At 65.4% G+C, this 17,726-nt stretch carries 16 protein-coding genes; 3 read left to right on the top strand and 13 right to left on the bottom strand.

Going from position 1 to position 17,726, the window contains the following annotated elements:
- Positions 1 to 20: 20 nt before the first annotated feature.
- Together AAFP30_RS25995 and AAFP30_RS25990 are read right to left on the bottom strand one after the other, a co-directional pair.
- Entirely contained in the window at positions 21 to 1,094 is a 1,074-nt protein-coding gene (locus AAFP30_RS25995; RefSeq protein ID WP_419232937.1) for a PDR/VanB family oxidoreductase, read from the bottom strand.
- Positions 1,091 to 1,978, bottom strand: coding sequence for a metal-dependent hydrolase (locus tag AAFP30_RS25990; protein ID WP_419232936.1), 888 nt, complete (start codon positions 1,976 to 1,978; stop codon positions 1,091 to 1,093). The genes AAFP30_RS25995 and AAFP30_RS25990 overlap by 4 nt, the downstream gene beginning before the upstream one ends.
- A gap of 90 nt (positions 1,979 to 2,068) precedes the next feature.
- Between AAFP30_RS25990 and AAFP30_RS25985 the strand changes: the two genes are divergently transcribed.
- Positions 2,069 to 2,668, top strand: coding sequence for a TetR/AcrR family transcriptional regulator (locus AAFP30_RS25985; RefSeq protein ID WP_419232935.1), 600 nt, complete (start codon positions 2,069 to 2,071; stop codon positions 2,666 to 2,668).
- A 47-nt stretch (positions 2,669 to 2,715) separates the two neighbouring features.
- Here the strand turns inward: AAFP30_RS25985 and AAFP30_RS25980 are convergent, their stop codons facing one another.
- The 4 genes from AAFP30_RS25980 to AAFP30_RS25965 all read right to left on the bottom strand — a co-directional run bounded on the left by AAFP30_RS25980 (position 2,716) and on the right by AAFP30_RS25965 (position 6,846).
- The gene (locus AAFP30_RS25980) at positions 2,716 to 4,101 is read right to left on the bottom strand and encodes an MFS transporter (RefSeq protein WP_419232934.1); all 1,386 of its coding nucleotides are present in this window, start codon (positions 4,099 to 4,101) and stop codon (positions 2,716 to 2,718) included.
- Positions 4,102 to 4,188: 87 nt separating this feature from the next.
- Positions 4,189 to 4,905 carry a GntR family transcriptional regulator gene (locus AAFP30_RS25975; protein ID WP_419232933.1) on the bottom strand — a complete coding sequence of 239 codons (717 nt, stop codon included), beginning with the start codon at positions 4,903 to 4,905 and terminating at the stop codon, positions 4,189 to 4,191.
- A 19-nt stretch (positions 4,906 to 4,924) separates the two neighbouring features.
- Positions 4,925 to 5,422, bottom strand: a complete 498-nt coding sequence (locus AAFP30_RS25970) for a DUF3830 family protein (protein WP_419232932.1) — start codon at positions 5,420 to 5,422, stop codon at positions 4,925 to 4,927.
- Positions 5,419 to 6,846, bottom strand: a complete 1,428-nt coding sequence (locus AAFP30_RS25965; protein ID WP_419232931.1) for an amidase — start codon at positions 6,844 to 6,846, stop codon at positions 5,419 to 5,421. Before AAFP30_RS25965 ends, AAFP30_RS25970 begins: the two co-directional genes overlap by 4 nt.
- Before the next feature lie 60 nt (positions 6,847 to 6,906).
- Here AAFP30_RS25965 and AAFP30_RS25960 point away from each other — a divergent pair, with 60 nt between their 5' ends.
- Positions 6,907 to 7,683: a maleate cis-trans isomerase gene (locus AAFP30_RS25960; protein ID WP_419232930.1), complete on the top strand. Its 777-nt coding sequence runs from the start codon at positions 6,907 to 6,909 to the stop codon at positions 7,681 to 7,683.
- On the opposite strand, the gene AAFP30_RS25955 is transcribed toward AAFP30_RS25960, so the two are convergent.
- From AAFP30_RS25955 to AAFP30_RS25925, 7 genes are all read right to left on the bottom strand, one after another.
- The gene (locus tag AAFP30_RS25955) at positions 7,656 to 8,429 is read right to left on the bottom strand and encodes an Asp/Glu/hydantoin racemase (RefSeq protein ID WP_419232929.1); all 774 of its coding nucleotides are present in this window, start codon (positions 8,427 to 8,429) and stop codon (positions 7,656 to 7,658) included. The genes AAFP30_RS25960 and AAFP30_RS25955 overlap by 28 nt on opposite strands.
- Before the next feature lie 129 nt (positions 8,430 to 8,558).
- Positions 8,559 to 9,251: a response regulator gene (locus AAFP30_RS25950; protein ID WP_419232928.1), complete on the bottom strand. Its 693-nt coding sequence runs from the start codon at positions 9,249 to 9,251 to the stop codon at positions 8,559 to 8,561.
- Complete coding sequence (locus tag AAFP30_RS25945) at positions 9,248 to 11,800, bottom strand: DUF4118 domain-containing protein (RefSeq protein ID WP_419232927.1); 2,553 nt, start codon at positions 11,798 to 11,800, stop codon at positions 9,248 to 9,250. Before AAFP30_RS25945 ends, AAFP30_RS25950 begins: the two co-directional genes overlap by 4 nt.
- Positions 11,801 to 11,836: 36 nt before the next feature.
- On the bottom strand, positions 11,837 to 12,469 hold the full coding sequence (locus AAFP30_RS25940) for a potassium-transporting ATPase subunit C (RefSeq protein WP_419232926.1): 633 nt from the start codon (positions 12,467 to 12,469) through the stop codon (positions 11,837 to 11,839).
- 5 nt (positions 12,470 to 12,474) lie between these two features.
- Positions 12,475 to 14,574 (bottom strand): potassium-transporting ATPase subunit KdpB, encoded by a 2,100-nt coding sequence (kdpB, locus tag AAFP30_RS25935; RefSeq protein WP_419232962.1) that lies wholly within the window; start codon positions 14,572 to 14,574, stop codon positions 12,475 to 12,477.
- Between the two features lie 38 nt (positions 14,575 to 14,612).
- Positions 14,613 to 16,439 (bottom strand): potassium-transporting ATPase subunit KdpA, encoded by a 1,827-nt coding sequence (kdpA, locus tag AAFP30_RS25930; protein ID WP_419232925.1) that lies wholly within the window; start codon positions 16,437 to 16,439, stop codon positions 14,613 to 14,615.
- Position 16,440: 1 nt separating this feature from the next.
- The gene (locus tag AAFP30_RS25925; protein WP_419232924.1) at positions 16,441 to 16,539 is read right to left on the bottom strand and encodes a potassium-transporting ATPase subunit F; all 99 of its coding nucleotides are present in this window, start codon (positions 16,537 to 16,539) and stop codon (positions 16,441 to 16,443) included.
- Between the two features lie 367 nt (positions 16,540 to 16,906).
- On the opposite strand from AAFP30_RS25925, the gene AAFP30_RS25920 reads away from it, so the two are divergent.
- On the top strand, positions 16,907 to 17,695 hold the full coding sequence (locus AAFP30_RS25920) for a PE-PPE domain-containing protein (protein WP_419232923.1): 789 nt from the start codon (positions 16,907 to 16,909) through the stop codon (positions 17,693 to 17,695).
- The last annotated feature ends 31 nt before the right edge of the window (positions 17,696 to 17,726 follow it).

Genomic DNA, 17,726 nt, shown 5'->3' with positions numbered 1-17,726 from the left:
GATGTTTCCTTCTTCAGTGGTCAGAGGTCGAGGACAGCACGGTCGGCAGCGCGGGATACACAGATCATCATCGAGTCGTCGCGCTGCTCGCCGATCAGGACGCGGTCGCGATGATCGACCTCGCCGTCGAGGACACGCACCCGGCACGCCCCGCAGAATCCCTGCCGGCACGAATACCGCACATCAGGTTTCACCCGCCGGACGGCCTCGAGAACGGTTTCGTCCGCCGCGACCTCCACTTCGGTTCCGGTGCGTGCCAACGCAACCGTGAACCGCTGTCCCCCGACAACCGGCGGTGGGCTGAACCGTTCACTGTGCAACTCGATACCGGCCGCCGCGACGTCACGCACCGAGCGAACCGCATCCAGCATCCCGGTAGGTCCGCACAAATACACTGCGGCGCGCGCCGAAGCGTGCGAAACCATCTCGGCGACATCCGGTGTGCCGCACTCATCGTCGGGCCGCACCTCGACGCGGCTCGAGTCCAGTGCCACGAGTTCGTCGACGAACGGCATCGATGCTCGCGACGCTCCGGTGTAGATCAGCCGCCACTCGGCGCCGGCGGCCGCGGCGGCCCGCACCATCGGGGCGATGGGCGTGATCCCGATCCCGCCGGCGAGAAACAGATAACTCGGCGCCGCAGCGAAGTTGAAGGCGTTGCGCGGACCGCGCACGGTCAGCAGGTCACCGACCCGGAGCCGATGCATCTCGACCGACCCGGTCCCGTCGGGCAGTCGTCGTATCGCGATGCGGTAGCTGCCGACATCTGCGGGATCCCCGGTCAGCGAGTAGTGGCGTTGCCGCCCTTGCGGAGTGAAGACATCGATGTGCGCGCCCGGCGTCCACCGTGGCAGTGGTGTGCGGTCGGGCCGGCACAGGGTGATCGCGCGTACGCCGTCGGCGACCCCTTCACTACCGGTCACCATCAGCCTCAGGTCGAATCCGGTCCGCCGGATATGCCCCGACGGCGACAGTCGGTCTGCGTGGCGCCCCTCGGCAAAGATCCGCGAGTATCCGCGTGCCACGCGACCCATCGCCTGCAAAGTGCGCGTGGGGTTGTCGACGTCCGTCAGCGGCGCTGTCAGATAGTTCATACCTGCGCCGCCCGCGCCGCCGGGGACTGTGCCAGGTAGCGGACGGCCTTGTCGATGTCGCCCATCGTCGACGGGTGGAATCCCGGCCGCAGGTAGTAGTAGATCTGCTCGAACAGGAACGACAGTCCGGGCACCAGGTGGCGTCGCGCCGCCCGTGCGTACTCCCACGGCCAGGGTCGACGCCGGCGCACGGTGGCGTCCTCGCGGTACAGGTGGGCTGCCGTGGAAAACCACAGCAACGCAAGTCCACTGCAGGCGACCACCGCGGTGCGGGCGCGTCGCAGGTAGCTACCGTCCACATGCTGGAATGCGTCGAACGCCACGTTGCGATGCTCGAGTTCTTCGGCGCCATGCCAGCGCAACAGGTCGAGCATCGTGGGGTCGACGCCGATCCGGTCGAATTCCCGATTGTCGAGCAACCATTCACCGACGACCGCGGTGAAATGTTCAGCCGCCGCGTAGACGCCGAGTCGCTCGGCGAGCCACGCCTTGCGGGCCCGTGCGCCGATGATGTCGTGGTCACCGAAGATCTTTGCCACGGCGTACTCGATGCGCCGCATGATCGGCGTGATCTCGACGCCGTTGGCGCGCAAGTAGTTGCGGAACCCTTCGTGCGACGACGCATGCGTCGCCTCCTGGCCGACGAACCCGACGACTTCCTCACGCAGTCGTTCGTCGTCGATGTACTCGAGTGCCTGTGCGAACACGTCGGCCATGGCCCGTTCCCCCTCGGGCAACACCAGGTGCATGACGTTCCAGAAATGCGTGGCATACGGCTCGCCGGGAATGTACTCCAGCGGCACCCCGGTCCAGTCGAACGCCACCGGCCGGGCATTGATGGCGTACGCCTCATCGGTGTACTCGCGGCTGATTTGTGCGGTCACAGCGATGTTCTCCCCTTCATCGCGCGGATGATACGGAGATACATATTACATATCTTTGTTTCACTGTCCAGGGTCGGTTAACCTCGGTACATGTCAGTTCCCGGCTTGTTCTCCCAGCCGGCCACGTCCGCGGATGATTCCGACCCGATCCTCGACGCGGCTCTTGCGGTCTTCGCCGATATCGGTGTCCGCCGCGCGACCGTCGACGAAGTGGCGCAACGTGCGGGGGTCGGCCGCGTCACCGTCTATCGACGTATCGGCGGTAAGAACGAGATCCTGGCTGCCGTGCTGATCCGGGAATCCCAGCGACTCTTCACCCAGGTCCGCGAGGCCGCCGACGCGGCAAGCACTTACGAGGATCGGGTGGTGTATTCCTTTGCCACCACCGTGACCGTGGTGCGGTCCAACCCGGTGTGGAATCGCCTCCTCGAACTCGAACCGGCCACCGTGCTCGACCAACTGACCATCAACGCATCGACGGTCCTCGCGGGCGCCGTGGCCGCCACCGCCGACGTCCTGCGCGGCCCCGACGTCCCCTTCGACGAGGCCGAACTCCTCGCCCGCGCGGAAATCCTTGTGCGGATCACACATTCGATCCTGCTGACCCCGCACATCACCCTGCCGCTGAGCACCTACGACGAGGTCGAGGCCTTCGCTCGCAAACACCTCGTGCCCATCGCGGCGCTGTAGCGTCGCAACGGGCACGAGGGACTATCGGTTTCAGCGGGGCGTGAACGTCACTTCGCCGACGCCTCCTGCAGCAACCGCAGATCGTTCTCCTTACTGGGAATCTCGGTACCGCGCAACGAGCATCCCGCGGTTTCCTTGAGGAACGCCAGCGCGAGCATGCCGATGGCACACGCGCCCATCATGTAGACGGCGGGGAACAGATTCCAGCCCGTCGACTCGACCACCGCGTCGTTGACCAGCGGAGCGGTACCACCAAACGCCGCGGTCGCCACGTTGTAGGAGATGGCGAATCCCGCGTAGCGCACCTGCGTCGGGAACATCGCCGGGAAGGTCGCCGAGATGGTGGCCAGCTGAGGGATGTAGAGCAACCCCAGGACGACGAATCCCACGATGGCCCAGGCGAAGCCCTGACCCATCAACCAATACAGCGGAAGCGACAGGACGAACAGCCCGATCAGCGAACCCCACCACATCGGCTTACGGCCGGTCGAGTCCGACCAGCGGCCGAAGAACGGGATCATCACCATCATGACCAGCTGACCGATCAGCACGACCGTCGACCCCGATGAATCGGATAGTCCGATGGTGCTCTTCAAATACGTTGGCTGATAGGCCAACAGCGTGTAGTTCGCGACGTTCAACGCGATGACCATGCCGAACATGATCAGGATCGGCCGCCAGTAGTTGCTCAGCAGATCCTTGAAACCCTGCCACGCCGAGCGCTCGACCTCGGCCTCATGTTCCAACTCCTGGAACACCGGGGTGTCCTCCATCTGCGACCGCAGATAGAGCCCGATCAGGCCTAACGGCAAGGCGATGAAGAACGGGATGCGCCAGCCCCATGTCTGCATGGCGTCATCGGAGAGCAACAATTCCAGCAGCAAGACCATGGCAGTACCCGTACAGAAGCCGGCGAGAGTGCCGAATTCCAGGAACGACCCGTACTTGCCGCGCTTCTTGTCCGGCGCGTACTCGGCCATGAAGGTTGCCGCACCACCGTATTCACCGCCGGTGGAGAAGCCCTGGATCACGCGGAGAGCGATCAACAGGATGGGTGCCCAGACGCCGGCCACCGCGTGGGTCGGCAGCACACCGATCAGGGCGGTCGCGCCGGAGATCAGCAGAATCGTCATGGCCAGCACGGATTTGCGTCCGATGCGGTCGCCGATCGGACCCCAGATCATGCCGCCGAGCGGCCGCAGCAGGAAGGAGATCGCGAAACCCAACATGGTGCCGATGGTTCCGAGATCGCCCGGAAAGAATGCCTGGGTCAGATAGGTTGTGGTGGCCGCGTAGACGCCGTAGTCGTACCATTCGGTTGCGTTGCCGATGGCCGACGCGCCGATCGCCTTACGGAGCAAGGTCTTCCCCTCCGGCGACTCCGGATCGGGGGCAATGTCTTCATATTTCCCGGGTGAGGATGCTGCAGTCATCTGTGCCTCTTTCGAATCATTGGGCCAGTTGTCCCTTCGCTCTCACATCAGTGGATTGGGCTGTGTGCGAACCGTTTCCGAACTTCGTCACGCAGTCGACGCGGTCTCCGACGTCGTGCCGTCACCGATCAGTCGGTGCAGGCCGTCGGACATGTGCGCAATCATCAATCTGTCAGCCATCGCCGTGTCTCGCGCCGCAATGGCATCCACCAATGCCTGGTGCTCGTCGATCCTCTCCTTCCCTGAGGAATATGTTCCTCGCATGGCGCGCAAGCACATTCGCGTCTCCACGACGATCGTGTCGTGCAGGCGCGAAAGGCGCTTGCTGCGCGCATGTTCCACCAGACACTGGTGGAACGCCATGTCCGCCTCGGCCATGTCTGCGCCGTTCGGCTCCTCGATGAATACCCGCATCCGCGCGACGGCGGCGCTCAGTTCGGCGACCGCCAGCGGATCACCGAGGCCGATCACCTGCTCGAGCGCCGCACGTTCCACCGCGGTTCGCGCGACGTACATGTCCCTGATGTCGTCGTCGTCCATCGACACCACGAACAGCCCGCGATTGCGATGACTGACCAGAAGCCCTTCAGCGGTCAGCCGTTGCATCGCCTCCCGCAGCGGACCACGACTGACACCGAGATCGGCAGCGAGCCCGGCTTCGGTCAGCTGAGAGCCAGGCGGAAAGTTACCGTTGGCGATCGCATCGTGCAACTTACGAGCGATGATCGCAGGTGTGGATTCCTGCACCAACGGCGCAAGAATCCTCTCGCGTCCCCGGTCCTTTGGCTTCGTGGTCATCGACATTACCCCTTAGTTATTACCCTCATTCGCGCGAATAAGACAATGTTTCGCCACGCGCGCCACCCATCCAGACGTCATTGCACGCCGCCGCGAACTCGGCCAATCCTTCGACTACCGTGCCGAAAACGTTGCCGGGAACCCAGCCGACATCACCGTTGACCAGCAGGTTGTTGCGTCCGTAGAAGACCGCGAGGTCGATCAGCATCTGATGCTGTCCAGGAGCCGATCCGGTCTCATAGCCGTAGGCCGGATTTGTCAGGACTCCATCGAAGGTGAAGTAGCACAGGTCACCCGGAATCGGAGTGACGGTTGAGTTTTCGGGCCCCGGCTCATTCGGCGCAAACGCGGGAAGTAACGTATAGATCTCATTTCGAGCAAATTTGCCGTGATACACCTGACCCGCGAGAGGCAGTGCGTCCCAGACCGCGTTCGCCGTGCGGGGGGCTTCGTCGTCGAGAAGGCGGGCGACCGCTGTGACGCCGCGCTGGGTCAGGGTCACCGAGATGTGCCGATCGGTCATCTGCTTCCCCTCAGCGACGGTAATGACACCGCTGACTCGTAGGCGGCGGCCACCCGCAGCACGACATCGTCACGGTGCCGCGCGGCGACGATCTGGAGGCCGGTGGGTAACCCGGCATCCTCGTCGTCGCCGGCGGAGAGGCCACTCGGGATCGTCAACGCGGGTTGCCCGGTCAGATTGAAGGGATAGGAGTACGGAGTCCACGATGTCCAGTCCTGGCTTTCCGAGTGGGCGGGCACATCCGAGCCGGCCTCGAAAGCGACCCCCGGCAGCGTCGGTGTGACCAGCACGTCGTAGCGCCGGTGCAACTCACCCATCTCGACACCCAAGGCCATCCGTAGCGCGGTCGCGTCCAGGTAGTCGGCGGCAGAGAACTCCCGATGCCGCGAGAGTGCTTGTGCGAGTCCGGGATCGACCTTGCCGATCGCCTCCTCACCAAAAGCGCTGAGGACCATCTGCGCTCCGCTGAACCACAGTATGTGGTAGGCCCACGCCGGGTCTTCCCAGCCCGGGTTCACCTCGTCGACCTCAGCACCCAGACCACGGAGCACCTCCACAGCCGCATCCGTATTCTGCTGAACCACAGGGTCATTGGCGCCGTATCCCAGGTCGCGACTGTAGGCGATCCGAACATCTCGCAGGTCCGCGGGTGCCGTGGCCAAGTCATCGGCCACGCTGTGTGTCGGGGTCGGCATCGCCGACCAGTCGCGGTGGTCGAATCCGCTGAGGACGTCGAGCATCGCTGCGCAGTCGGCGACGGTCCGGCACATCGGTCCGGCGTGCGCGAGGGTCCCGAACGGGCTCGCCGGGTAGAGCGGTACACGTCCGTACGTCGGCTTGAAACCCACTATGCCGCAGAAGGATGCGGGAATTCTGATGGAACCACCGCCATCGGTGCCGACGGTCAAGGTACTCAGACCTGCGGCGACCGCCGCCGCACCCCCACCGCTCGAACCACCGGCCGTCCGCTCGGTATTCCACGGATTGCGGGTCACCCCGTACCGCAGGCTGTCGGTGACGCCCTTCCAGCCGAACTCCGGCGTCGTGACCTTGCCGACCAGCACCGCGCCCGCCTCCCGCAGTCGCGCCACAGCCGGCGCGTCGACCGTCCATTCCTGGTCATCGGGATCGAGGAGTTCGGATCCGCGCAGCGTCGGCCATCCCGCGGTCAGCAGGAGGTCCTTGATGCTGACCGGCACCCCGTCCAGCGGACCGAGGGGACGACCCTGCGCGTATCGCCCGGCGGAGTCGGCCGCATCCCGCAGCGCCGAGTCCGCATCCACAAGGCAGAACGCATTGATCGCAGCGTCTTCGGTTTCGATGGCCTGCAACGTGTCCGTGGTCGCGGTCACCGGCGACAGCATGCCGGAGGAGTAGCCGTCGACCAGGTCGGTGGCACTCATCCAGCGGGTTGGTACGTCCATGGGCTCCTCGACGTCTCCGGGCTTGGTAGATTGTTGACAATCTACTCGGGAGGTGCCGTGGTGACAACCGAACAGCCGGCGATTGTCATGCTCTATCCGGGCCACGCAGCCGAGGACGACTTTCCCGCCGCTGAGCGTGCGCTGGACGGTCGCGTTCGCCTCCCCGTCGAGATCACCGCGATCGAGTCCGACGCCCACACCGTCGAGGCCATGCTGGCCGTCGGTTCCGCCGACCGGTTGCTCGATGCGGCCCGACGAGCATCCCGACATGCGCCGGACGCACTCATGTGGGCATGTACGTCGGGCAGTTTTCTCTACGGCTGGGACGGTGCCCGCGCCCAGGCCGACCGCCTCGCGGCCGACGTCGGGGTTCCGGTGTCGTCGACGTCGCTGGCCTTCGTCGACGCGTGCGCCGCGCTGGGCGTCACGTCGGTGGCCGTGGCCGCGTCCTATCCGGTCGGCGTGGCAGACGGGTTCACCGCCTTCCTCCGCGAGGCCGGCATTTCGGTGACAACGCTGCACACCTTCGACATCGAGTCCGCGACCCTCGCCGGCGACGTCGACGAGATATCGCTGCAGCAGATGATCCAAGCTGTGCATGGCTCTGCAGCACAGGCGATTCTGCTTCCGGACACCGCTCTGCACACGATCGGCCACATCGACCGACTCGAACGAGGCCTCGATCGACCGTTGCTGACAGCGAATCAGGTGACGGTGTGGCAGGGGCTGCGGATCGCGGGTGTCGAGCCGCGCAGCGCAACCCTGGGCTGTCTCTTTCGATCAGGATTCGACGGTCGGCGCGGCTCGGATCACGCAGCCCGCGCGAACAGGAGCTGACGGTCGCTGTGCGGCAGCGCGCGGGATACGACGCCCGCGGCACGCAGCGCAGCCCAGGCCGTGACCTGGTTCGCCGACAGCACCGGTTTTCCGAGTTCGGCCTCCATCGCAGCCAGGATGTCATAGGTCCACAGGTTGGTGCAGGACACGAACACGGCCTCGGCGTCGGGATGGTCGGCAGCCCTGATGAGTTCACACGTCCGCGAGTACGGGATTGTCCAGATCTCGTGGTCGCGGCCCAGTTCGGCATCGGCGACGACCTGTCGACCCGACTCGGCGAGGAAGTCGCCGAGCAGCGCGGTCAATGCCGACGTGTACGGGGTGGCGATCGCCACCCGCCCGATCGCCATCACATCCAGCGCCTGCAGCAACGCCTCGGAGGTGGTGACCGCGGCTCGCGCGCCGGCGGCCCGCATACAGTCCGACAACGCGTGTGCCCCCGCCACGCCATCGACAAAACTCCCTGACGCACAGGCATATCCGACGACCCGCGGGTCCACCGCGAGCACGCTGCGCACGGCTGCGGCGATCTGGCGATGATCGTTGAGCTCACGGCACAGCGGCACGTCGACCGGCGCATCGAGGAAGCCGGTTCGGGTGAAGTACAGCGACACGCCCTCGGGCATCCAGCGCCACAGCTCACGATCTGTGGCCATGTCGAACGGACACACCATCCCGATGCCCACCTGCGGGTCGGGTCCCGCAGGCACCTGTTTGATCGCGCTCACCCCCGGATGATGACACATTGTCGGATTGTTGACGATCATCCGGCGATGACGTTTGCGTTACGAATCACCGCTGGTCAAGAGCATGGCCACCGGATCGCGGATCGCGTCGATGAATCTGTATGGGCACCCGATGCTGTCGCGGCTCGGTCACCGCACGAAGCGGTAACCCATTCCAGCTTCGGTGAGCAGATGCTGCGGATGGGTGGGATCGTCCTCGAGTTTGCGCCGCAGACTCGCCAGGTAGACCCGCAGATAATTGGTCTGGGTGACATAGGTCGGGCCCCACACCGCGTGCAGGATCTCCTTTTGCCCGACCAGTTTTCCCTCGTTACGCACGAGGATCTCGAGGATCCCCCACTCGGTGGGCGTGAGGTGCACCGCCGCCCCATCGCGGGTCACCGACTTCGCCGAGAGGTCCACGACGAACGTCCCGGCGTCGACCACCGGCACTTCCGATACGTCGGCACTCGCGGCACCGCGTCGTACCGCAGCTCGCAACCGGGCCAGAAACTCCTCCATACCAAAGGGTTTCGTCACGTAGTCGTCGGCTCCGGCGTCGAGTGCGGCAACCTTGTCGGCGGCGTCGGTACGCGCCGACAGCACGATCACCGGCACGTTGGTCCACCCACGCAGGCCCTCGAGCACGGTGAGACCGTCGATGTCGGGTAACCCGAGATCGAGGACCACCACATGCGGATTCGTACGCGCCGCAGCCGAGAGCGCCTCGGCGCCGGTGGCGGCGGTCGTCACGATAAATCCGCGGGCGTTCAGGTTGATGCGAAGCGCACGCAGTAGCTGCGGCTCGTCGTCGACGACGAGCACCCAAACGTTCGGGTTCATTGCTGCGCCTCCGGAGACTCCCCGGTCATGGGCAGGGTGACGATCATCGTGGTGCCCCCACCGGGCGTCTCCACGGCGTCGAGGGTGCCACCGATTGCCGTGACAAACCCGCGGGCCACCGACAGACCCAGTCCGACACCAGAACTCGCATCCTGGTCACCGTACTGATGGAACGCAGTGAATACCCGATCCCGCTCCTCGGGCGGAATACCCGGACCATGGTCGACCACGCTGATCACGCAGCACGGACCGTCGTGGACGACATCCGGACCATCCGGCACCGGGACAGACCCGACCTCCGCCTCGATCCGCACGTCACCACCGCCGTGGCGCACGGCATTGTCGATGAGATTGGCCAGTGCGCGCTCCAGCAACCCGGCATCGGTATAGGCCCAAGCCTGTTCGAGTTCGACGGCCACCCGCGCCTCGGGGTCCTGTCGATACACCGCCACCATCGCGCGATGGACCACCTCGGCAAGGTAGGTCCGCGACAGTTTCGGTCGCACCGCCCCGGCTGCCAGCCGCGACGAATCGAGTAGGTTGCCGACAAGCGCGGCCAACTGGTCGACGGATTCCTCGATCGTTGCCAACAGTTCGGCGGTGTCCTCAGGTGTGAACGTGACGTCGGTGCTGCGCAGGCTCGACACCGACGCCTTTGCCGCGGCCAACGGGGTACGCAGATCGTGGCTGACCGCGGCCAACAGAGCTCGGCGCAGTTCGTCTGTCTGTGCCAGCGCTTCTGCGGCCGCAGCCTCGGATTCCAGCTGATGACGTTGGACCGCGCCGGCCGCCTGGGTGGCCACACTGGTCAGCACCCGACGGTCGCGTCCGCCGAGTTTCGGTCCACTCAACCACAATTCGTAGTCGCCGCGCGGCACCGGGCAGACGGTCACGGCGTCCTTCTCGGTGGCGGGGACGTTCGCCCCGACACCGGATTCCACGGCGATCGAGCCGCGTTCGGACCGCCGGATCAAGGCGACGCCGTCCTGGTCGTAGGTTTCGCGCACCCGCTCCAGCAGGGCCGGAACATCGGCACCGCCGAGCACCGCGCTGGAGAACACCGCCAGCAGTTCGGCATCCCGGGTGGCGCGCTGCGCCTGAGTTCGCCGCACCGTCGCCGAATCCACCAATGCAGCAACCGCAATCGCGATCACCAACATCACCAGGATGGTGATGAGATTGTCCGGCTCGTCGATGGTGAAGGTGAATCTCGGGTCGGTGAAGAAGTAGTTGAGCAACAGCCCAGAGACCACCGCCGACAACGCGGCCGGCCCGATCCCGCCCAGCATCGACACGGCGAGCACCGTCACGAAGAACAATGCCGACTCACTGGCAAACCCGAGCCAGCGGTCGAGCACCGCGAGGAATGCCGTCATGATCACTGGCACCACTACCGCGGCAACCCAACTCAGCGGTCGGTGGAACCGCGTGTCCCGGATGTCGAGACGATTGCGCGTGCGGGTCTCGTTGTGGGTGACCATATGCACGTCGATGCGGCCGCTCTCGCGGACCACCGTCGCACCGACGCCCTCGTCGAGAATGCGCCGCCATCGGGGGCGGCGCGAGGTGCCGAGGACCAACTGGGTGGCGTTGACCCCGCGGGCGAAATCCAGCAACGTCGACGGGACGTCGTCGCCGACGACGGTGTGGATCTTGGCCTTGAATCCGCCGGCGAGTTCACGCAACGCGGTGATGTCCACCTGAGCCTGATCGGCGAGGCCGTCACCGCGCACGATGTGCACCACCACCAGATCCGCACTCGACCGCGACGCGATGCGACTGGCCCGGCGGATCAGCGCCGCCGATTCCGGTCCACCGGTGATCGCCACCACCACCCGCTCACGGGTTTCCCAGGTGTCGGTGATGGCATGGGCGGCACGGTAATCGGTCAGGTTGTCCTCGACCTGATCGGCGAGCCACAGCAACGCCAGTTCCCGCAGTGCGGTCAGGTTGCCCTGCCGGAAGTAGTTGGCCAACGCGCCCTCGATGCGGCCGTCGGGGTAGACCTTGCCGGCCGCGAGTCGCTGCCGCAACGCTCGCGGGGCGATGTCGACGAGCTCGATCTGGTCGGCGGCCCGGACCACTTCGTCGGGCACCGTCTCACGCTGGGTGACTCCGGTGATCTGAGCGACGACGTCGTTCAGACTCTCCAGATGCTGGATGTTGATGGTCGACAGGACATCGATACCCGCGTCGCGGAGCACTTCGATGTCCTGCCACCGCTTGGCATTCCGCAGTCCCGGGGCATTGGTGTGGGCGAACTCGTCGACCAGCGCTACCTGGGGTTTGCGGGCAAGGACGGCGTCGAGGTCCATTTCCTCGAGCACCGTTCCCCGGTGGGTGACCCGCGTGCGGTCGATGACCTCGAAGCCGTCGGCGAGGGCGGCGGTGGCCACTCGGCCGTGTGATTCCACCACCGCCACAACAACATCCACACCCTCATCGACGAGCACCCGGGCGGTGGCCAGCATCTCGTATGTCTTGCCGACACCTGGGGCGCATCCCAGGAAAACCTCCAGTCGCCCTCTGGTGTCACCGGCGTTGGCCATGGCGACCAGTGTATCGGCCGTGGCACCCGCGCTCGTTCACCGCTGACATGCGGGAACCGTGTGTCCGAGCGCGAGGTTGACCTTGAGCACGTTCACCCGTGGCTGACCGAGGAAACCCCACTGCCGGCCCTCGGTGTTCTCGTCGACAATGGTCTGCACCTGCCCGGTCGAGAGTCGGTTCTCGGCAGCCAACCGCGGTATCTGCAATGCGGCGTACGCGGGGCTGATGTCCGGGTCGAGTCCCGATCCGGATCCGGTCACCGCGTCGGCCGGCACCGCTGAGGGCGTCACTCCTTCGCGCTGCGCGATCACCGCTCGACGCTGCTCTATCCACGCCAGGAGGTCGTCGTTGTTCGGTCCCTTGTTGCCGGCCGCCGACGCCGCCGGGTCACCGGGGGCCATCGGGTCATCGGGCGATCCGAGGACACGCGCGTGCAGGTACGGATCCGGTTGTCCGGCAGGCACCTGCGGGTCGATCCCGATGAGACTCGACCCCACATTGCAGCCCGCCGCGTCGGTCGTCTGCGAGCCCTCGGCCGAGTCGGTGCCGATCCGGGACACCGCCCAGACCGTCGCCGGATAGGCCACTCCGACGATCACCGTCAGTGCCAAGAGGATTCCGATCGCGGCGACGCATTGCCGCACCAAACCCGATACAAGTGTGCTCACAACGATTACCCCATTCCCGGGAGGAAACGTACGACGAGGTCAATCAGCCAGATGTCGAGGAACGGCGTGACCACACCACCGACGCCATAGATCAGCAGATTGCGGCCCAACAACTTCGACGCCGACGACGGTCGATACCGAACACCTCTCAGCGACAACGGGATCAGCGCGACGATGATGAGCGCGTTGAAGATCACCGCCGAGGTGATCGCCGACTGCGCCGAGTGCAGATGCATGATGTTGAGGGTGTCGAGCTGTGGATAGATGCCGCTGAACAGGGCCGGCAGGATCGCGAAGTACTTCGCGAGGTCGTTGGCCAGCGAGAAGGTTGTCAACGCGCCCCGGGTGATCAGCAACTGCTTGCCGATCGCCACCACGTCGATCAGCTTGGTGGGATCAGAGTCGAGGTCGACCATGTTGCCGGCCTCCTTGGCCGCCGACGTCCCGGTGTTCATCGCCAGCCCGACATCGGCCTGCGCCAGTGCGGGTGCGTCATTGGTGCCGTCACCGGTCATCGCCACCAGACGCCCGCCGGACTGCTCTTGTCGGATCAACCCGAGCTTGTCCTCGGGAGTGGCCTCGGCGACGAAGTCGTCGACACCGGCCTGGGCGGCGATCACCCGTGCGGTGACCGGGTTGTCCCCGGTCACCATGACCGTGCGGATACCCATGGCCCGCAACTGCGCGAAGCGTTCGGCCATACCGGGTTTCACCACATCCGACAGCGCGATCGCGCCGAGTGCGCGCGCCGGCCCGCCGGCCATCCGCTCTCCCACGACCAATGGTGTGCCGCCCTCGCCGGAGATTCGCTCGACCTCGGCGGCCACCGACGGGTCCACCGTTGCCCCACTCTCGGCCACCCATCGGGCGAGCGAATCTGCTGCGCCCTTGCGGTATTCGTGCAGACCGTCGGTCTCCGTCACGTCCACGCCGCTCATTCGGGTCTCGGCGGTGAACGGCACGATGTGGTAGTCGGGGTGCTCGTGGCCCCGGGCCGCCGCCACCGCGGCGGCGTCGATCTCGGTCACCGCGTAGGACTGCACACACAGTTCGACGATGCTGCGGCCCTCCGGGGTGTCGTCGGCCAGGCTGCACCGATAACTGACCTCGGCGAGGTCGCCGACGTCGATCCCATCAGCGGGGCTGAGTTCGGTGGCCCGTCGGTTGCCGAAGGTGATGGTGCCCGTCTTGTCCATCAGCAGGGTGTCGATATCGCCGGCGGCCTCCACGGCCCGCCCCGACATCGCCAGCACGTTACGCTGCACCAATCGGTCCATCCCGGCGATACCGATGGACGAGAGCAGTGCGCCGATCGTTGTCGGGATCAGACAGACGAGCAAGGCGATCAGTTTGATCGGATCGGGTGATTGACCCGCGTACTGCTGCATCGGCCCTACCGCGACCACCGCGAGCAGGAAGATGATCGTCAGGCTGGTCAGCAGGATGTCGAGCGCGATCTCGTTGGGTGTCTTCTTGCGTGCGGCCCCCTCCACGAGCGCAATCATCCGGTCGACGAAGGTCTGCCCCGGTTCGGTGGTGATCTTGACGATGATCCGGTCGGAGAGCACCACCGTTCCGCCGGTGACCGCCGAACGGTCACCGCCGGATTCGCGCACCACCGGTGCGGATTCCCCGGTGATCGCCGATTCATCCACGGTCGCAATACCTTCGACGACGTCACCGTCACCGGCGATCACCTCGCCGGCCTCGACGACGATCAGGTCACCGACCGTCAGCACGCTGCCCGACACCTCACGGACCGACCCATCAGCAGAGAGCCGGCGGGCCATGGTGTCCTGCTTGACCTTCCGCAGGCTGTCGGCCTGGGCACGCCCACGCCCCTCGGCCACCGCTTCGGCCAGGTTGGCGAACACCACCGTGAACCACAGCCAGGCTGTGACCGCCCATGCGAACCATGACGGCTGCCACACGGCGAGCACTGTGGTGACGATGGCACCCAGATATACGACGAACATCACCGGATTTCGCGCCTGCGCACGCGGATTCAGCTTGCGCGCCGCCTGTGGCAGCGACGTCACAAGTTGCTTGACGTCGAAGGCGCCGCTGGTCACCAGATCCGGGGTCGAAGTCGACGTATCGGCGATCGCTGCCGTGTTGTCGTGCTTGGGAAGTACTGAAGTGCTCAAAGTAGTGCCTCTGCAATCGGTCCCAGCGCCATGGCCGGGAAGAAGGTCAGTCCCGCGACGAGCAGGATGGTGCCGAGAAGTAGTGCGCCGAACAGCAATCCATGCGTCGGCAGATTCGCCGAGTCCTCCTCGACCCCCTCCCCGCCGGTCGAGTAGCCACTGCCACCGAGCCCGCTAGGGCGAGGCGGCGTATCCGCCGGGCTGAGCCTGTCGAAGTCGAGACCACCTCCCGCACCGACACCAACCAACGTCCCCACCGACACCTCCCGCACCCGCGGCCGTTGCCGCGCAAGAAGTCCCGCGATCGCAAGCACGAACACAATCGGCAGAAACCGCCCGAACATCATCGCCAACCCCAACGACATCTGGAACCAGTCACTGGTCACCGTCAACCCACCGAAGGCACTGCCATTGTTGTTGGCCGCCGACGCGTACGCGTACAGCACCTCACTGAACCCGTGGATAGACCCCGGGCTGCCCGGGTCGCCACTATTGCCTTGAAATCCGATGGTGGAGCTCAGGATCACCGACACCGCCACCCCGATGAGCACCACGGCCGGCATCACCAGGACATACAGTGCCGCCATGGTGATCTCATGCTGGCCGATCTTCTTGCCCAGGAACTCCGGTGAGCGACCAACCAGCAGCCCACCGACGAAGACGGTGATGATCGCCATGACGAGGATTCCATAGAGTCCCGCTCCGACGCCGCCCGGCGCGACCTCACCGAGCAGCATGTTCCAGATCAGCGCGCCACCACCGCCAGCGGAGAAGCTGTCGTGCGCGGAGTTGACTGCGCCGGTGGAGGTCCCGGTGGTCGATACCGCCCACAGCGCGGACGCCGGAATCCCGAACCGCTGTTCCTTGCCCTCCATCATGGCGCCCGCCGCCTGCGCGGCGACGCCATCAGTGCGCGACTCGAAAGTCCACACGATGGCCAGCATGATGCCCCACAGGGTGGCCATCACCCCGATCAAGGTCAGCCCCTGCCGACGATCTCCAACCAGCGTCCCGTAGGTGCGGGTGAGACACACCGGAATGATCAGCAGCGCAAGGATCTCCACCACATTCGACAATGGTGTCGGATTGGAGAACGGATGCGCCGAGTTCACCGACAGCGTCCCACCGCCATTGGTGCCGAGCTCCTTGATCGCCTCCTGCGAGGCGAACGGCCCGATCACACTGTGCGCCTGCCCGCCGGTCAGCGTGGTGAAGTCGAAACCCGTCCGGAACGATTGGATGGCGCCCTGGGTCAACAAGACCAGTGCGATGAGAAAGCTGAGCGGCAACAGGATTCGCATCGTGCCGCGTACGAGATCGACCCAGAAGTTGCCGATCTCTCCACTGCCCCGGCGGTTACGGATGCCGCGGATCAACGCCACCGCCACCGCCATGCCGACTGCGGCGGACACGAAGTTCTGTACCGCAAGCCCCACCATCTGGGTGAAGTTACTCATCACCGCTTCGGGCGAATACGACTGCCAATTGGTGTTGGCGACGAACGAGATGGCCGTGTTGAAGGCCATCGACGTCGGTACGCTCGGTTTGCCGTCTGCCCACGGCAGTACGCCTTGCAATCGCTGCAGCGCATAGAGCGCCACGAACGAGATCACCGAGAAACCCAGCACTGCAAGCACGTAGCCCACCCAGGTCTGCTCTCGACGGGAGTCGACCCGCCCGATGCGGTACAGGAGCTTCTCCACCCGTAGGTCGCGCGCCGTGTCGTACACGCGAGCCATGTAGTCGCCGAGCGGCACGTACGCCACGGCCAGCACGACGACGACCATCGCCAGCTGTAGGAAGCCGGCAGCTGTCACAGACACCTCAGAACCTCTCCGGAACGATCAGCGCGGCCAGCAGATAGACGACGACCGCCACCGCAACCACCAGCAACACGACGTTCGTCACGCCGTCGGCGGTCATCGACCGGTCCGCACGTCGATGCCACGCACCACCAGCAGGCACACCGCAAAGCCTGCCGCGGCCGCGAGCAGGTACCAGAAATCGGCCACATCCACTCCACTTCTCACGTTGTTCCTGCGCAGCACTCGCCACGCAAGGTCGTGAGACAGCATGTGCCCAGATTTCGCCGAAGAGCTCGGCCTTAACGCGATCCATACGGCCCCGGTCGGGATCTTGACGGGAGTTTGTCATCCGACCATGCGTCGGATGTACGCCCGACAATCCTTCCCACCGAGACCCCGCCGGACCTACGATCAGCACGTCTCACACGCGCTGGGCCATTGCGGCGACGATCCGAGTTTCACCAGACCGACACGGGAATCGGGCGATGAAGACTTATCTGACGGTGCGTGGCACCGCCGAACCCCATAACAAGAAGACGACGATGCTCGGCCAGGTGGCGACGCAGGTCAACGGCCTCGTCGACTGGGTCGACGTCGACTATCCGGCCTCGATCGCGGTGTTCAATCCGCAAGGAACACCGACCGGCGTGTCGGAGGCACAGTCTCGAGCGATCGGTGTCGCCAATCTCGCCGCCGAGATCCGCCGAACTCCGAACGACGTCATTCTCTCCGGCTATTCCCTTGGTGCGCTGGTGGTTTCGGACTTACTTGCGGCCAAGGCGCGCGGCGACTTCAGCGACTGCTTCGTCGACGCGGTGGTCAACATCGCCAATCCCGCCCGGCGGCCCGGCCAGTCCTACGGGCGACCGTCATTCGGCTTCGGTCTCGACGGCCCCCACGCCCCGTGGCCGACCGGGCTCCCAACGTTCGAGATCGCCAATCCGGTGGACGGGATCACCTCCGCACCGGCGAACTCCCCATGGCGAGCGTTCGCGGGCGCGATCCGCAAGCTCAGTGTGAGTGTCCAGAGCCTCGACGCCTGGTTCGCGGATCTGATCCGCCAACTCGACGATTTCGAACGCGCCCTGATTCCGACCCAGTGGACCGATCAGGCGTTCTGGCAGGCGTGGGCGGAGGCACCCGCCTGGCTGCGCGGCTACCTGTTCGACGGCCAGCACACAGCCGCTTATGGCGATGCCAAGTGGTACGACTCGTCGGGTCACGCGGTCAACGGCGTCCAGCTTGCTGCCTCGGTAGTCAAGCTGCACGCGTGAGCTCCGGCCTGCGTCAAGAGTTCGTCAAGAT

The organism is Gordonia sp. CPCC 205515 (assembly GCF_048537925.1).
Classification (GTDB): Bacteria; Actinomycetota; Actinomycetes; order Mycobacteriales; family Mycobacteriaceae; genus Gordonia.
This window is presented reverse-complemented; position numbering and strand designations above follow the sequence as displayed.

Bases quoted from the DNA above. Each gene is read 5' to 3' on its own strand.
- AAFP30_RS25995 (WP_419232937.1), bottom strand. From the start codon at position 1,094: ATGAACTATCTGACAGCGCCGCTGACGGACGTCGACAACCCCACGCGC.
- AAFP30_RS25985 (WP_419232935.1), top strand. From the start codon at position 2,069: ATGTCAGTTCCCGGCTTGTTCTCCCAGCCGGCCACGTCCGCGGATGAT.
- AAFP30_RS25980 (WP_419232934.1), bottom strand. From the start codon at position 4,101: ATGACTGCAGCATCCTCACCCGGGAAATATGAAGACATTGCCCCCGAT.
- AAFP30_RS25975 (WP_419232933.1), bottom strand. From the start codon at position 4,905: ATGTCGATGACCACGAAGCCAAAGGACCGGGGACGCGAGAGGATTCTT.
- AAFP30_RS25970 (WP_419232932.1), bottom strand. From the start codon at position 5,422: ATGACCGATCGGCACATCTCGGTGACCCTGACCCAGCGCGGCGTCACA.
- AAFP30_RS25965 (WP_419232931.1), bottom strand. From the start codon at position 6,846: ATGGACGTACCAACCCGCTGGATGAGTGCCACCGACCTGGTCGACGGC.
- AAFP30_RS25955 (WP_419232929.1), bottom strand. From the start codon at position 8,429: ATGTGTCATCATCCGGGGGTGAGCGCGATCAAACAGGTGCCTGCGGGA.
- AAFP30_RS25950 (WP_419232928.1), bottom strand. From the start codon at position 9,251: ATGAACCCGAACGTTTGGGTGCTCGTCGTCGACGACGAGCCGCAGCTA.
- AAFP30_RS25945 (WP_419232927.1), bottom strand. From the start codon at position 11,800: ATGGCCAACGCCGGTGACACCAGAGGGCGACTGGAGGTTTTCCTGGGA.
- AAFP30_RS25925 (WP_419232924.1), bottom strand. From the start codon at position 16,539: ATGACCGCCGACGGCGTGACGAACGTCGTGTTGCTGGTGGTTGCGGTG.
- AAFP30_RS25920 (WP_419232923.1), top strand. From the start codon at position 16,907: ATGAAGACTTATCTGACGGTGCGTGGCACCGCCGAACCCCATAACAAG.